The 15,143-nt window shown below is 45.0% G+C and carries 14 protein-coding genes; 3 read left to right on the top strand and 11 right to left on the bottom strand.

The genetic code is table 11. The features are described 5' to 3' along the window. From fadD to AB6D06_RS00040, 7 genes are all read right to left on the bottom strand, one after another. Positions 1 to 1,695 carry a long-chain-fatty-acid--CoA ligase FadD gene (gene fadD, locus AB6D06_RS00070; RefSeq protein WP_017062375.1) on the bottom strand — a complete coding sequence of 565 codons (1,695 nt, stop codon included), beginning with the start codon at positions 1,693 to 1,695 and terminating at the stop codon, positions 1 to 3. Positions 1,696 to 1,801: 106 nt separating this feature from the next. Then, the gene (locus tag AB6D06_RS00065) at positions 1,802 to 2,758 is read right to left on the bottom strand and encodes an alpha/beta fold hydrolase (RefSeq protein WP_372099972.1); all 957 of its coding nucleotides are present in this window, start codon (positions 2,756 to 2,758) and stop codon (positions 1,802 to 1,804) included. Positions 2,759 to 2,806: 48 nt separating this feature from the next. After that, positions 2,807 to 3,367, bottom strand: coding sequence for a Slp family lipoprotein (locus AB6D06_RS00060; RefSeq protein WP_017067373.1), 561 nt, complete (start codon positions 3,365 to 3,367; stop codon positions 2,807 to 2,809). 35 nt (positions 3,368 to 3,402) lie between these two features. Then, entirely contained in the window at positions 3,403 to 3,708 is a 306-nt protein-coding gene (locus AB6D06_RS00055; protein ID WP_017062378.1) for a hypothetical protein, read from the bottom strand. Between the two features lie 72 nt (positions 3,709 to 3,780). Next, positions 3,781 to 4,482: a tRNA (adenosine(37)-N6)-threonylcarbamoyltransferase complex dimerization subunit type 1 TsaB gene (tsaB, locus tag AB6D06_RS00050; RefSeq protein ID WP_372099962.1), complete on the bottom strand. Its 702-nt coding sequence runs from the start codon at positions 4,480 to 4,482 to the stop codon at positions 3,781 to 3,783. Between the two features lie 59 nt (positions 4,483 to 4,541). Then, the gene (locus AB6D06_RS00045) at positions 4,542 to 6,470 is read right to left on the bottom strand and encodes an ATP-dependent DNA helicase (RefSeq protein WP_372099964.1); all 1,929 of its coding nucleotides are present in this window, start codon (positions 6,468 to 6,470) and stop codon (positions 4,542 to 4,544) included. Positions 6,471 to 6,630: 160 nt separating this feature from the next. Continuing rightward, positions 6,631 to 6,831 (bottom strand): hypothetical protein, encoded by a 201-nt coding sequence (locus AB6D06_RS00040; protein WP_372058226.1) that lies wholly within the window; start codon positions 6,829 to 6,831, stop codon positions 6,631 to 6,633. 283 nt (positions 6,832 to 7,114) lie between these two features. Between AB6D06_RS00040 and purU the strand changes: the two genes are divergently transcribed. Further along, positions 7,115 to 7,948 (top strand): formyltetrahydrofolate deformylase, encoded by an 834-nt coding sequence (purU, locus tag AB6D06_RS00035; RefSeq protein ID WP_029235131.1) that lies wholly within the window; start codon positions 7,115 to 7,117, stop codon positions 7,946 to 7,948. A 315-nt stretch (positions 7,949 to 8,263) separates the two neighbouring features. Here purU and AB6D06_RS00030 read toward each other — a convergent pair whose 3' ends face one another. Then, on the bottom strand, positions 8,264 to 8,860 hold the full coding sequence (locus tag AB6D06_RS00030) for a VOC family protein (protein ID WP_017070298.1): 597 nt from the start codon (positions 8,858 to 8,860) through the stop codon (positions 8,264 to 8,266). Between the two features lie 347 nt (positions 8,861 to 9,207). On the opposite strand from AB6D06_RS00030, the gene argS reads away from it, so the two are divergent. Together argS and AB6D06_RS00020 are read left to right on the top strand one after the other, a co-directional pair. Continuing rightward, the gene (gene argS / locus AB6D06_RS00025; RefSeq protein ID WP_017070297.1) at positions 9,208 to 10,941 is read left to right on the top strand and encodes an arginine--tRNA ligase; all 1,734 of its coding nucleotides are present in this window, start codon (positions 9,208 to 9,210) and stop codon (positions 10,939 to 10,941) included. A gap of 384 nt (positions 10,942 to 11,325) precedes the next feature. Next, positions 11,326 to 11,754, top strand: a complete 429-nt coding sequence (locus AB6D06_RS00020) for an HIT domain-containing protein (protein ID WP_017061937.1) — start codon at positions 11,326 to 11,328, stop codon at positions 11,752 to 11,754. A 132-nt stretch (positions 11,755 to 11,886) separates the two neighbouring features. On the opposite strand, the gene AB6D06_RS00015 is transcribed toward AB6D06_RS00020, so the two are convergent. Genes AB6D06_RS00015 through AB6D06_RS00005 form a run of 3 tightly spaced genes read right to left on the bottom strand, consistent with a single transcriptional unit; the run spans position 11,887 to position 14,609 of the window. Continuing rightward, on the bottom strand, positions 11,887 to 12,117 hold the full coding sequence (locus AB6D06_RS00015; protein WP_017061938.1) for a FeoC-like transcriptional regulator: 231 nt from the start codon (positions 12,115 to 12,117) through the stop codon (positions 11,887 to 11,889). After that, positions 12,114 to 14,387 carry a Fe(2+) transporter permease subunit FeoB gene (gene feoB, locus AB6D06_RS00010; RefSeq protein ID WP_372109803.1) on the bottom strand — a complete coding sequence of 758 codons (2,274 nt, stop codon included), beginning with the start codon at positions 14,385 to 14,387 and terminating at the stop codon, positions 12,114 to 12,116. Before feoB ends, AB6D06_RS00015 begins: the two co-directional genes overlap by 4 nt. After that, positions 14,388 to 14,609 (bottom strand): FeoA family protein, encoded by a 222-nt coding sequence (locus tag AB6D06_RS00005; RefSeq protein WP_004734203.1) that lies wholly within the window; start codon positions 14,607 to 14,609, stop codon positions 14,388 to 14,390. Positions 14,610 to 15,143 lie beyond the last annotated feature (534 nt).

The following is a 15,143-nucleotide window of genomic DNA, read 5'->3' as shown; positions in this document are numbered from 1 at the left end:
TTATTCGCTAGCGCGTTTCGCAAGTTCTGCATCGTTTTCTTCACGCAGTACGCGGCGTAAGATCTTACCTACGTTAGTCTTTGGAAGATCATCTCTGAACTCGACTAATTTAGGGATTTTGTAACCCGTTAAGTGCTCACGACAGTGCGCGATAATGTCTTCTTTGGTCAGGCTAGGGTCACGCTTCACAACGTAGATCTTAACCAATTCACCAGACACTTCATGAGGCTGACCGATAGCTGCTACTTCAAGCACTTTACCATGCAGAGCCACAACGTCTTCAATCTCGTTCGGGTAGACGTTGAAGCCTGATACAAGAATCATGTCCTTCTTACGGTCAACGATGTACAACAAGCCTTCGTCATCAAACTTAACGATGTCACCTGTCGATAACCAACCGTCTTGATCGATCACTTCTTTGGTCGCTTCAGGGCGCTGCCAGTAACCTTGCATCACTTGAGGGCCACGAACTTGTAGCTCGCCTACTTGGTCATTAGCAATAACCTTACCTTCATCATCAACAATACGAACTTCTGTCGATGGTACTGGTAGGCCGATAGCACCTGTGTAGTCTTTCAGGTCGTATGGGTTACCCGTTACCAGTGGTGAACACTCAGTTAAGCCATAGCCTTCCAATAGGTGAATGCCTGTCGCTTTCTTCCATTGCTCAGCAACAGCGCGTTGAACCGCCATGCCGCCGCCAACAGATAGGCGTAGGTTACTGAAATCCAACTCGTGGAAATCTTCGTTATTAACTAGCGCATTAAACAAGGTGTTTACGCCGGTAATTGCGGTAAACGGAACCTTTTGCAGCTCTTTAATAAAGCCAGGAATGTCACGAGGGTTAGTAATTAGAAGGTTACGACCACCCATCTCAACAAACAGTAAGCAGTTCACCGTCAGTGCAAATACGTGGTAAAGCGGTAATGCCGTTACAACCAACTCGCGGCCTTCTTGCAGAACAGGACCGTAAGCCCCTTTCGCTTGAAGTACGTTCGCAATCATATTGCGGTGCGTTAGGATTGCGCCCTTCGCTACACCTGTTGTACCACCAGTGTACTGTAGGAACGCGATGTCATCACCCGCCATGAACGGTTTCACATATTGAAGACGACGACCTTTGTGCAGCGCTTTTCTGAATGAGATAGCACCCGGCAGATCATACTTAGGCACCATGCCTTTTACGTATTTCACTACAAAGTCGACAATTGTCCCTTTCGCGCGTGGCAGCATTTGCCCTAGGCTAGTTAGAACAACGTGTTTAACCGGCGTGTTATCAACGACTTTCTCTAGCGTGCTCGCAAAGTTAGATACGATAACAATCGCCTTTGCACCAGAATCGTTCAGTTGATGTTCAAGCTCACGAGGTGTGTACAGTGGGTTGACGTTCACTGCAATCATACCTGCACGCAATACACCAAATAGTGCAATTGGGTATTGCAGTAGGTTTGGCATCATTAGCGCGACGCGATCGCCCTTCTTCAGTTTCAAGTCATTCTGTAGGTAAGCGGCAAAAGCACGGCTGCGCTCTTCAAGCTTACGGAATGTCATAATCGAGCCCATGTTCTCGAATGCAGGTTGGTCCGCGTACTTCTGTACCGACTGTTCAAACATTTCTACAAGAGATGGGTACTGATCTGGATTGATCGTTTCTGGTACGTCACTTGGATAACGTGAAAGCCAAGGTTTATCCACGATGTTACTCCTCGTTTATCAGCTGACGACTGCTTCGCCGCTTTTTATCATTGCGGTATTACAGCACAGCTTTAGTGCATGAGCACTAAAAGGCTCAAACACTTGTTTAAATTTTGTTAACTACACCAAGAATTAGCTCTGAAACTAGCTCTGGGCTCTCTAAATGGCAATGATGTCCGCCAGGAACAGTCTCTATATTCAGAGAACTATGGGCGGATTTGTAGCGATTATGCTGCAAATGTCGGAATCCATCATTTCCTAAAACTATTAATTGAGGGCATTCAATAGCCGCCATGATCGCTTCAGCATGCGCTTGTGACATTCGATATAACGAGTCACATTTTAGGTTAGGGTCGCATCGCCATTGCCAACAGTTATCGAACTCGGCAATACCTTGATCTACAGTTGCTTGATCAAAAGCAGCTTGATCTACTGTCGCTTCCTCAAAAGCAACTTTAGTAACAACAGTCCGATCAACATTACTTAGCTCAACGATTCCTCGTTCAACAATAGGAGCAATGAGTTCTGATTTGATTTGATTGGCGTGAGCTCTCAGCTTAATAGCATCCTCAAGACTTGCCAGAGGACGTGAAGGCTTTCTTCGCTGTCGAAGACGACTGAGTACCCCATCTCTCAAACGAGAGACTGTTTCGTGGGGAGCTTCTGAAAGAGGTCCATGACCTTCAATTTGAATTAATCCTGACACCTTTTCAGGAAAGGCGGCACTATAGCAACTTGCGATCAATGCACCAAGTGAATGTCCTACCAGTACCAGTCTGTTTGGCGATAATTTAGTCACCAACTGATGCAAATCATCAATATAGTCGTGAAATGGGTAATAACTCCCCGGTTTATGCGACGAGAAACCGTGTCCGAAGAGATCGATAGCAACCAGATGAGTACCTGGAGAAAGCTTGGCTATTTGCGGCATAACCTGAGTGAAACTTGCAGAATTATCTAACCACCCATGAATAAAAACGACCGTCGTAGCGGTCGTTTCGGGGTTACCAATCTGTTGTGTTGCAAGCGTCCCGCTCGCAAGAGAGTATGACTTTTCAATCATCAAACACTTAGTTCCATCTGTTTGCGCAATCAACGTCTAAAAAGTTAATTACTCTACGTCCTGTATCACTCGACCTTGTCTTGGCATCGTTTGAAAACTGCGACAATGTAAACTTCTGCACGAGTAGTAGGTTGGTGCAAAATCGTTAACAACAACACGCTCAGTGATGTTCCACAGTCGTTGGTTGTCCACTTTCATCACAGGGAAGATGTAAGGGTATTCCCCTATTTTTCCATCTTCACTTCCGCTTGACTGACCAACCAGTGTAATCAGACGGCCTTCTGCAAAACTTAGAGGCTCAACATACCCTTCAATATAACCAACAAAACGTCCGCTTGGCTCTGCGTCTAGGTCTGGCTTACCGCTACTCGAAATCGGCATATTAGCAACTTCGATTCGAGTCTTATCTTTCAAGTTGGTTACTTTAGAGATAACGCCACCCAATCGAACACTTTTCGCCTCCGGTAGTTGGTCGACCCACTGTTGGTAATCACTAATTACAGGCTCTGATTTTGCTTCAAGTTCGCTAGGAAGTGATGAACACCCGGCAAGTACCAAGACACCAAGAGAAAGGGCTATTAAGCGTAATTTAGAGAGATAATTTGACATGGTTCTGGTCCTTAAACAGGCATTAATAAGAAGCTCTAGATGTAGATATCGACACCGATAAGCTTTGCAAGTTCTTCTTTCTTCGCCTGATTCATTACATCCATATACTCTTCCATAGCCTTACGTCCTCGGCCTTCTGGAAGATCATACTGGATTTGAGCCTTGTGTAGTTCAGACTCTTTAACTTGACGAATAGAGTGAGAAACAGCATTAGCGACCTTAGTCGGTTGCCCAACCGCAGTGCTAGCATCAGATTTTTTTGCCTGCTCCTTCTTTTTAATTCGATTCGGCTTAGACGTGCTGCCTATCGAAGAAGGAGGTAAGTTGTTAATTGATACCATGACTAAATATCTGCCCTCTCAAATCTAAATAATACGCATTTAGACCTAATTTGCATCAGAACCTTGTAAAAATTATTCGCGACCTGGCAGTTTCTTCCAAGTCACTTTGTCACGAAGATAAACTGGCTCAGATTCTTCTGCTGCAACCGCTTTACCTTCTGCGTAAGCAAATTGAGCAAGGAACGCCATATCTTGAGCTTCTGGGAATAGCACTTCACACGCTTTGGTGTTGATCGCAAGTGTATCCATATGCTCGGCATAAGCTTCCCAGCCGGTACCGACTTTCGCCCATATTTCAGAATCTGCTTCTAACTGCGCAGCCAGTTCACTTGGTGGCGTTACACATTCGGCATCAACCGCAGTCCAACGACCATCTTGTTCGCGGCTGTAACGAGCCCAGTACACTTCGCTCATACGCGCATCAATCGCTGTTGCTACATGAGTTTCACCAAATTTACGGTAGCTGCCTTGCGCCATCGCTGCCAGTGTAGAGACACCAATCATTGGTAAATCCGCACCAAAAGCCAAGCCCTGAGCAATACCAATACCAATACGCACACCCGTGAAACTGCCTGGGCCTTGGCCAAACGCGATAGCATCGATATCGGTTAAAGCGACATTCGCTTCTTTCAGTACTTCATCCACCATAGGTAGAATTTTCTTCGTATGGTCTCGAGGAGCCTCTTCGCTACGTGCGAACACCTGGTCACCAATTACTAATGCAACTGAACAGTTTTCAGTTGAGGTATCTACTGCAAGAATTTTCGCGCTCATTTGTGTCTCAAATATTCGTTATCTAATCTAAAAATAATGGCTAAACTCAACAATGCCAATTACTCAGCAGCGGTTGAATGGTCTTTAGCTAAGAATTCCTTAATGACCCCTAAGTCACGTGTACGAGGGATAGGCGGTAAACTCGCCAAAAATATGCCACCGTAATCGCGAGTCACCAATCGGTTATCGCAAATAATCAAAGCACCATTATCGCGCTTGTCACGTATCAATCGGCCGACACCTTGTTTCAAGGTAATCACAGCGTCTGGCAACTGTACTTGTGCAAAAGGATCACCCCCTTTTAGCTTACAGTCCTCGATTCGAGCCTTAAGTAAAGGGTCATCAGGGGCTGTAAAGGGCAATTTATCGATGATAACACAGCTTAATGCGTCGCCCCTAACATCTATCCCCTCCCAGAAAGCACCTGTAGCCACCAGCAATGCGTTACCTAATTCCATGAATTCGGCTAAGGTTTTTTGCTTACTTGTCTCACCTTGCAATAGAACGGGAACCGAGAGGGTTTCACGGAATCGCTCCCCCAACTCTTTCATCATGCTGTGTGAAGTACACAAGAAGAAACAGCGGCCTTGGTTTTGCTCAATCACAGGAGTCAGCATTCTTACTAGCTTATCCGCGAGACCGGGGCTATTCGGTTCTGGAAGATAACGAGGCACACACAAGCGCGCTTGATTCGGATAATCAAACGGGCTCGGCAGTGAAAACTGTGCCGACGGTTTTAACCCTAATCGAGAAGTAAAGTGTTCGAAATCATCCGACACCGCCAAGGTTGCTGAGGTAAACACCCATGCGCCCGGCTTCAGCTCAATCTGTTCGTGGAATTTATCGGCGACAGAAAGCGGTGTGATATGCAGAGCAAAGTGGCGCGGTGTAGTGTCATACCAATACGAATAGCCAGTGATCGACACATCGCACACACGTTCGATACGCGACTTAATCATATTTGCGCGTTCGAAAGCGGTATCTAACAGCTGGCTTCGCCCAAGTGCTAACTTCAATACATCAACAGCAAGTTGCAGAGCATCTTGCAAACGAACTAACTCGCGTGCAATCGACTCGGATTTCAAAGCTTCGCGCCAGTTACCACGAAAGCCGGTATCACCAAGCACAATACGCAGATCGGCTGACGATTGAACGAGCCTATCCCCTACTTTCTGTAGCTGACGCATGTCTTTGGCTTCAGTTCGGTAAGCAATTTCAATGTCTTTGGCTAACTCTTGGATCTGTCGACTGGAAACCGATTGTCCGAAGTACTGGCTGGCGATGTCAGGAAGTTGATGTGCTTCATCGAAAATAAACACGTCAGCTTCAGGTATCAATTCGCCAAATCCGGTTTCTTTGATCGCCAAATCAGCTAGGAAAAGGTGGTGGTTTACGACCACCACATCGGAATCCATCGCTTTTTTACGCGCTTTAAGCACAAAGCAATCGGTATAGCTTGGGCACTCTTTACCCAAGCAATTATCATTGGTCGAGGTAATGGTTGGAATAACCGGGCTGTCTTCAGCGATATCATCACAATCGCCTAAATCACCCGTTTGAGTGGATGACGACCAACTACGAACTTTGACTAACTGAGCCAGCAGCGTTGGATCGGTATGAGCACCATGACTCTCGATCATTTGGCGGCTGAGTCTGTCCAAACACAAATAGTTTGAACGTCCTTTGAGCAACGCAACCTGACCATAAAAACCAAGCGCATCGACCATTAATGGTAAATCACGATGAAACAACTGCTCTTGAAGGTTTTTCGACCCCGTACTGATAATAGTTTTCTTACCACTCAGCAGTGCCGGTACTAGGTAAGCAAACGTCTTACCGGTACCCGTCCCTGCCTCAACAACCAATTGGCTTTGTTGCTCAATGGCCTGTGAGACCGCCTCAGCCATGTCCAACTGAGCTTGTCGTGGTTGAAACCCAGGGATCGCTTTACCCAGAGCACCATCAGCAGAAAACGTTTTAGATATCATAGAGTACGTGGTTTAGAAAAATAGAAGGCGAATTATGGCAGGTTTAGTGAGCCGGTGCGAATCAGAAATGACTGCACACCGGAGGTGTCTATCGAATAGAACATAGCAGGCTAAGTCTTGTTAACCAACCTAGCCCAAAACAAATGAAGGGGTTGTTTAACTACTTGCGATTCAAGTAACGAGATAACCAAGACGCCCCAGAAAAACCGGAATCACTTGGTTGCATAGCTTTAGCAGCATCAGTCGGAGAAGCTTTGCTTTCCCACATTTCATCAAGAACGTTGCCGTCCACCTGAACATCACCAACTAATGAATTTACACGCTTACAATATAACTTTTTCGCTAGTAACTCTTTATCCATAAATGATCACCTATGCATGGCTGAAAATGTTGGCTCGCTCTAGTGGAACTTGACCGAGAATATCGGTTAAAACCGTCAGAAATCTAACCTCTACCTGAATTTGTTAAGCCTCTCAATTTATTAATCCCCTAAATGAACGGTAGATTTTGTTGAAACCAAATTGATAATAGATTAATTATAACGGTGATATTGCGGCTCAGTTCACCGTTCGACGGCCTGCATTAAATTTGAAGAATCCCGATTTCATATAATAAGTGCAACATTTCATGGAAGTAAGATGCAAATGGAAAGAAAAACTTTACTAACACATTGTACTGATGCCCCCGGCCTCATCTCTAAGATCACCAATATTTGTTATAAGCACCAACTCAATATTATTCACAACAATGAGTTCGTAGATAACACAAGTGGCCACTTCTTTATGCGCACCGAGCTTGAAGGGTATTTCAATGACGAAACCTTACTTGCCGATTTAGATCAAGCCCTGCCACCAAATACGAAACGTAAGCTTGTTGATTCGTCTCGCAAGCGTGTTGTGATACTCGTGACCAAGGAAGCACACTGCCTTGGCGACATTCTAATGAAGAACTTCGATGGCAGCTTAGACGTTGAAATTGCGGCCGTTGTCGGTAACTACGACATTCTACAAAGCCTAACCGAGCGTTTTGACATCCCTTACCACCATGTTTCTCACGAAGGGCTAAACCGTGAAGAACATGAGAAGAAGATGCTAGAAGTGATTGACCAGTACGAGGCGGATTACCTTGTTTTGGCTAAGTACATGCGAGTGCTGACACCAGGTTTTGTTGAAAAATACCACCACAAGATCATCAATATCCACCACAGCTTCTTGCCAGCATTTATTGGCGCGAAGCCATACCAACAAGCGTATGAGCGCGGCGTGAAGATCATTGGCGCAACGGCACACTTTGTGACGAATGATTTGGATGAAGGTCCAATCATCAAGCAAGATGTTATCCCTGTGGATCACAACTTCAGCGCGAAAGACATGGCACAAGCCGGTCGTGACGTAGAGAAGAATGTATTAAGTAAGGCGTTAAACAAGGTGATCAATGATCATGTGTTTGTTTACGGCAACAAGACTGTAATTCTGTAAATCGGATATTCGATTTCCGGTAAGACTTCCAGTTAGAACCCAATAAAAAACGCGCAATAGGGAAAGCCCATCGCGCGTTTTTTGTATCTGATGATCAGACTCGCTTTGAGAGATTCCCGACTACGCTCCTTCGTCGCTATCGGGAATGACGAACTCGGTGATGAACCTTCGAGCTATAGGCTCTAACATACGCTCTCGAACGCTCAGTCTGTCACTATCCAAAGATAGACTCTGGAAAATTTCATCGAACACCCCGTCATTCCGACGAGCCAAGGCGAGATCAGGAATCTCTTTCCTAGCAACTCTCTATTCAAATTAAGCCTGTTCTGATTCCACAATCTTCTTCAAAGAGTGTGGATGCAGCTTGATGCAAATCCCTTGATGTTTAAAAGCCACTGTTGGATTATTCAAGCGTTCACCCTCGCCTTTCGGGCTAGAGAGTTTGATCTTAACGCCTTGCTCACCCAGCGTTTCAAAGTTAGCAGCGAACTGCGGGTAAGTTTCTTTAAGATCCGCTAGATACTCATCAGCTGTTTGGGCATGAGAAGGAATCACAAACTCTACATGTTCCCAATCTTGGCTTGGGTAAATCTTACCTTCTGCTGGATATGGCAGCTCCAAACATTCAATTTTCCAGCCAAGGCTTTGCAAGGGTTCATCGAAAGCCAACACCACAATTGGACGACCATTAATCATCGCCTCAGAAATCATAGAGCCGTACTCAGACCACGCTTGATGGGCAGATTTCGCTAGCTCAGTGTCATTGATTCGCAGCGCAATATGATCCGCTTGAGCAAAGCTTAAATCCAAACCTAATGTATTTCCTAGGCTCTCGATTTTTGCCATAAAAGTATCAAGGCGGGCGATCATTTGTTGTGGTTCTAGTTCAGCTTGCTTCAGGCTCATCATCATTGTCTGTGTTCTCCAAATAATGGCTGCATGTTATCAGTTTTGCCTTTTGCAACAAGCGTTGCTTTTACAAAAAACACTCAATAACTATGTTCTTTTCGCTCCTTAAACATGCAAACGCGTCTTGCTAAAAGTCGATTGTCAAAAACCACTCAGGAAATGTTAATTTTCTATCAATTCGACCTATAAGAAACCGCACAAAATTGGTATGATTACCGCCATTTCTGTGAACTTAAACAGAGTCTGCTGCTGATTTTGGCATTAAATCGTTAACTAGAAGCATAATTAACCAATTTAATGACCAAGAATTAACGGCCACTCTTATCATCCTTGAATTGAAGGAAACGCGTGTGAATATCCAAGCACTTATTAATGACAAAGTATCTCAGGCTCTAGAAGCCGCTGGCGCACCTGCAGGCTCTCCTGCGGCTGTTCGCCAATCTGCAAAACCACAATTTGGTGACTACCAAGCAAACGGCGTTATGGGCGTTGCTAAGCGACTAGGCACTAATCCTCGAGAGTTTGCTCAAAAAGTATTGGACGTTCTAAACCTAGACGGTATCGCGTCTAAAGTTGAAATCGCAGGTCCGGGTTTCCTAAACATCTTCCTAGATGAAGCTTTCCTAGCCAAACAAGCAGACGCAGCATTGGCTGACTCTCGCCTTGGTGTTGCCGTTGCTGAAACGCAAACTATTGTTGCGGATTACTCTGCGCCAAACGTTGCTAAAGAAATGCACGTTGGTCACCTACGTTCAACTATCATCGGTGATGCAGTAGTTCGTACTCTAGAATTTCTAGGCCACAACGTTATCCGCGCTAACCACATCGGTGACTGGGGTACTCAATTCGGTATGCTTATCGCAAACCTTGAGCGCGTTCAGGCTGAGTCTGGTGAAGTTTCAATGGAACTTGCTGACCTTGAAGGCTTCTACCGTGAATCTAAAAAGCTCTACGATGAAGACGAAGAGTTCGCAGTTAAAGCACGTGGCTACGTTGTTAAACTGCAAAGCGGCGACGAGTTCTGCGCAGAGATGTGGAAGAAGCTTGTTGACGTAACAATGATTCAAAACCAACGCAACTACGATCGTCTAAACGTGTCTCTAACACGTGATGACGTAATGGGCGAAAGCATGTACAACCACATGCTTCCAACTATTGTTGCGGATCTGAAAGAGCAAGGTCTTGCTAAAGAAGATGACGGCGCACAAGTTGTATTCCTAGACGAATACAAAAACAAAGATGGTGACCCAATGGGCGTTATCATCCAGAAACGCGACGGCGGCTTCCTTTACACAACAACCGACATTGCTTGTGCAAAATACCGTTTTGAAGAACTAGGCGCAGACCGCGTTCTTTACTTCATCGACTCACGTCAACACCAGCACCTAATGCAAGCTTGGACTATCGTTCGTAAAGCAGGTTACATCCCAGAATCTGTTTCTCTTGAGCACCACGCATTCGGCATGATGCTAGGTAAAGACGGTAAACCATTCAAGACTCGTGCAGGCGGTACTGTTCGTCTTGCTGATCTTCTTGATGAAGCCGAAGTTCGTGCAGCGCAGCTAATCGAATCTAAGAACCCAGAACTAGCAGAAGACGAGAAGAAAGCGATCGCGAACACTGTTGCTATGGCAGCGGTTAAGTACGCAGACCTTTCTAAGCACCGCACTACTGACTACGTGTTCGATTGGGACAACATGCTTGCATTCGAAGGCAACACAGCACCATACATGCAGTACGCATACACTCGTGTTGCTTCTGTATTTGCTAAAGCTGGCATTTCTATGGACTCGCTTGAAGGTGAAATCAAAATCACTGAAGAGAAAGAGAAAGCGCTTATCGCGAAACTTCTACAGTTTGAAGAAGCAGTACAGTCTGTTGCTCGTGAAGGTCAACCACACATCATGTGTAGCTACCTATTCGAACTAGCTGGTCAATTCTCTAGCTTCTACGAAGCTTGCCCTATCCTAGTTGCTGAAGACAAAGCTGTTAAGCAGAGCCGTCTGAAGCTTGCTGCACTAACAGCGAAGACGATCAAGCAAGGTCTATCGCTTCTAGGTATCGACACTCTAGAGCGCATGTAAGCGATTCGAGATTCGAGATTCGAGATTCGAGATTCGAGATTCGAGATTCGAGAAAATTAGAAAGGTTGACGTGAAAGCGTCAACCTTTTTTTTGTCTGGAGGTTTGTTTACTCGATTATTTAAGCGATTAGCTAACCTACACAGCAAGAGATCTCCTATTACGCTCATTCGTCGCTCTAGGAGATGACGAGAATAGGTGTAGTGAATCCAAGACAACATCAATGATGCGCCATCAAACCACACCAAATCGTTATCCCTCTTCTCACCATCATTCCCTACAGTGAGGGACGAACGTGATAGGGAATCTGCTTATTGAGAACGTAAGCCCTAGCCACATTCAAACTCCGACCTTATACTCATGTAAAACAATTAATTGGAAAGATCATGAGCTTCGAACTTCACCCGCAACTTGCGAAAGACACCACACTTATCGGCGAATTTCCACTGAGCTTAGCCCTGCTACACAAAGATAACGCAGTGCCTTGGGTTATCTTGGTACCAAAACGTGCCAACCTAAAAGAGTTGCACCACTTACCAATGAAAGAGCAACAGCAGTTCCTACATGAATCTCAGGCGGTAAGCCAAGCATTAGAAGCAACGTTCCAACCAGACAAATTGAACCTTGGTGCGCTGGGTAATATGGTGCCACAACTGCACATCCACCATATTGCACGCTTCAAAGACGACATTGCTTGGCCCGGCCCAGTATGGGGTAATACAAAAGGCGAACAGCGCAGTGAAGAAGATCAAGCCGCTATCCTGACTCGTATCCAAAACGTTCTGTCACTGAGCTCTATCTTCAAGAAAGCATAATTCGAGTTCATCTCATTGAGCTTTAAAGCAAAACACTTCAGAAAAGACACATAACAAAAAGCCGCTCATCTTAGATAAGCGGCTTTGTCATTTTCTAATCTCGCCTTTTTCAACGAGAGTCTGAAGACCGAACTACATCATCACGTTAAGCGACAAACCATCTTGTTTGCTGATGGTGTAGCGAATACGCGTTGTATGACCATGCTTATTCGTATCGACCAAGCGAGAAACTTTCCCTTTCTTGACCCAAACACTCAGCATCGCATCGACGCCATCTTCACTCATGCCAAACTTTGCAGCGAGCTCTTTACGAGCCGCAACGCCGTGGCTATCAATGTATTGATGAAGTTCAGTTAAAATCATACTACTTGCACCTCTAGTGCTTTCTGCTTACTGCCCACTTTCTTGAAGACGCGATACGTCACCACAAAACCACCAGCAATCGCCACCATCCATACTGCACTTGTCACAGGATGCGCAGCAAAGTTTGCCGCTTGGTAGTAGAAAGTCGCACCAAAGTAACCAAGAGCCATCGTCCAAACCGCGATGAAGCGTGCAAACGTCTGACCAAATTCACGAACATAAGCACCCATCGCGGCCACACAAGGCGTGTAAAGCAGGATAAGAATCAAGTAAGCGAATGCCGCATGACCAGATACAAACTTGTCTTTCAAGTTACCAAAGATAGAGGTATCGACTTCTTGGTCAGCTGCTACAGAATTAGAGTCAGACAAGTCGCCAACTTCAATACCTAATGGATCTGAGTAGCTCAATCCGGCTAGGTTTTCAGGGATCGTCATTACCGCTTCTTGCAGGCTTGCTGCTAAGTCAAACTCAGCTGCTTCTTCATCAGAAGGCGTTGTATATAGGCTATTTAATGTACCAACAACGGCTTCTTTAGCGAAAATACCTGTGATGATACCAACCGTTGCAGGCCAGTTCTCTTCAGTAATACCAATTGGTTGGAATACAGGTGTTACAACTTGAGCTGCTCTAGACAGTACTGAGTTTTCGCTATCTTCGTTACCAAAGCTGCCGTCCATACCTAGAGAGTTTAGGAAGCTAAGAATAGCCACAACCATCACGATTGTTTTACCTGCACCAAGTACGAAACGCTTCAGCTTCTGCCAAGTTTTCAACATTACGTTTTGCACTGTCGGCAATTCGTAATCTGGCATTTCCATCACTAAGCTACCACTGCTACCTGGGTAGATCGTGTTTTTCAGGAACAAACCCGTAAATACAGAAGCAACGATACCCATGATGTACAGAGCGAATACTACGTTTTGTCCTGCACCTGGGAAGAACGCCGCCGCGAACAGTGCGTATACCGGTAAACGAGCACCACATGACATAAACGGCGCCATTGATGCTGCTAGTTTACGTTCGCGCTCTTGGTCAAGAGTACGAGTTGCCATGATTGAAGGCACGTTACAACCAAAGCCCAGTACAAGTGGGACAAATGCTTTACCCGGTAAACCAATCTTCTGCATCACTTTATCAAGTACAAATGCAGCACGAGCCATGTAGCCTGAGCTTTCTAGTACCGCTAAGAATAGGTAAAGCGCTGCGATAACAGGAATAAAGGTCGCAACCGTTTGGATACCGCCGCCAATACCATCAGCAAGTACAGTGACTAACCAAACTGGTAAATGGCCATCTAATAAGTGGTGTCCACCATCAACTAATATTGCTCCAACACCAATATCGAAGAAGTCGATAAACGCACTACCGATATTGATAGAGAACATGAACATTAGGTACATGATAACGAAGAAGAAAGGAATACCGACCCATTTGTTCAAAATGAATTGGTCTGCTTTCTCTGTAAAGTTACGGCTTAGTTTGCCTTCGCTGCGACGAACACGTTTACAAAGGTCATGTAAGAAAGTGTATTTAGCGTCAGCAACAGCAAGGTCAATATCGAAATCGGCACCAAGACGCACGCTATCAATTTGAGTGCGAGTTTGTGGGGCTAAACCATTCAATACCAAGTAATCATTTTCTAAAGCACGAATCGCTAGCGCTCGGTGAGATACGTCAGCATCATCAAATTGTGACTCAACAGAAGGGATAAGAGCTTCTAACGCGGCATCGTAATCAATAGAGATAGGGTCAAGGCTCACACCTTGAACAAGCAGTTTATGCAGACGCTCTTTAAAGCGAACCACTTGACCTTTATCGTTTGCAGACAAGCTTAGAACTGGGCAACCTAGCTCTTTCTCTAGTGCTTTAAGGTTAATCACCTGACGTTCGCGCTTTAATACATCCATTTTGTTCAACACAACGATCATTGGGCGACCCAACTCACGCAGCTGTAATGTCATATATAAGCTTCGTTCTAGACAGTTAGCGTCGACAACATTGATGATCACATCTGCTGGGTGAGTTAAAACAGCGCGAGACGCGATAGACTCATCGATGCTGTTCGCATCATTACCACTGTCTAGTGCGTAGATACCCGGTAAATCCGTTAGTTGAAACTGATCACCAGCGTGCGAGTATAAACCCGTCTTCTTTTCAACAGTGACACCAACCCAGTTACCAACGTGCTGCTTAGCACCAGTCAGTGCGTTGAACAGTGTTGTTTTACCACTATTCGGGTTACCAACGGTAAGAACTTGATAATCCATTTAGATAACCTCGATTTGTTCTGCAATGCTTTCACGAATGGCGATAGAAACACCTCTCACTTCAACTTGAAGCGGATCACCCATAGGTGCACGGCGGATAAGCGTCACCTCGGTTTTTGGCAACATACCCATGACCATAAGTTTCTTCCTTACGTCTGGTGTTAAACCTGTTAGTGCAACAATAGAAGCCGCCTTTCCTTGCTCTAGTTGTGAGAGTTTCATAAGTACCCAATTCGTGACTGATAATGAGAAAGATTGTTATTAACGCCATGATACACATACATGCCCACAATTCTATTGTGTGAAATCAATGTTTTCGAAAATACATACTCGTAAGTTTCGTTAAAAACGTTTACGTCAAAAACGTTACTTTCAACAACTAGCGAGAACTACCTCACTAGTACAAACCCTCCCAAACAAAAACAAATCATTAATTATCAACCACTTGAGAAAATGTCGGTTTTATCATAGGTATCTGTCGTTAATTTTATAAGTAAAATAAGTAGCTGGACGTATAGTTACTCCATCTAAGAGAAACTACTTCTCTTTAATTTTATTCCAGAGGTGATATGGCTTTGCTATATCACTCCGGCAGCAAGCGAAGGTGTCGTTGGCACCCGTGGTATAGTCCCCCCGGCTATGCCACGATATTTTTTTTCTTCCCTTTGTTTTATCCCAACAACCTTTTTAAACTCCCCATTTATCTCGTATCTCGTATCTCGTATCTCGTATCTCGTATCTCGTATCTCGTATCTC

This window comes from Vibrio sp. 10N.239.311.G01 (genome assembly GCF_041465805.1).
In the GTDB taxonomy this organism is placed as follows: Bacteria; Pseudomonadota; Gammaproteobacteria; order Enterobacterales; family Vibrionaceae; genus Vibrio; species Vibrio crassostreae_C.
Note: the sequence above shows the minus strand (reverse complement) of the source record. Positions and strands in the feature narration are given on the sequence as shown.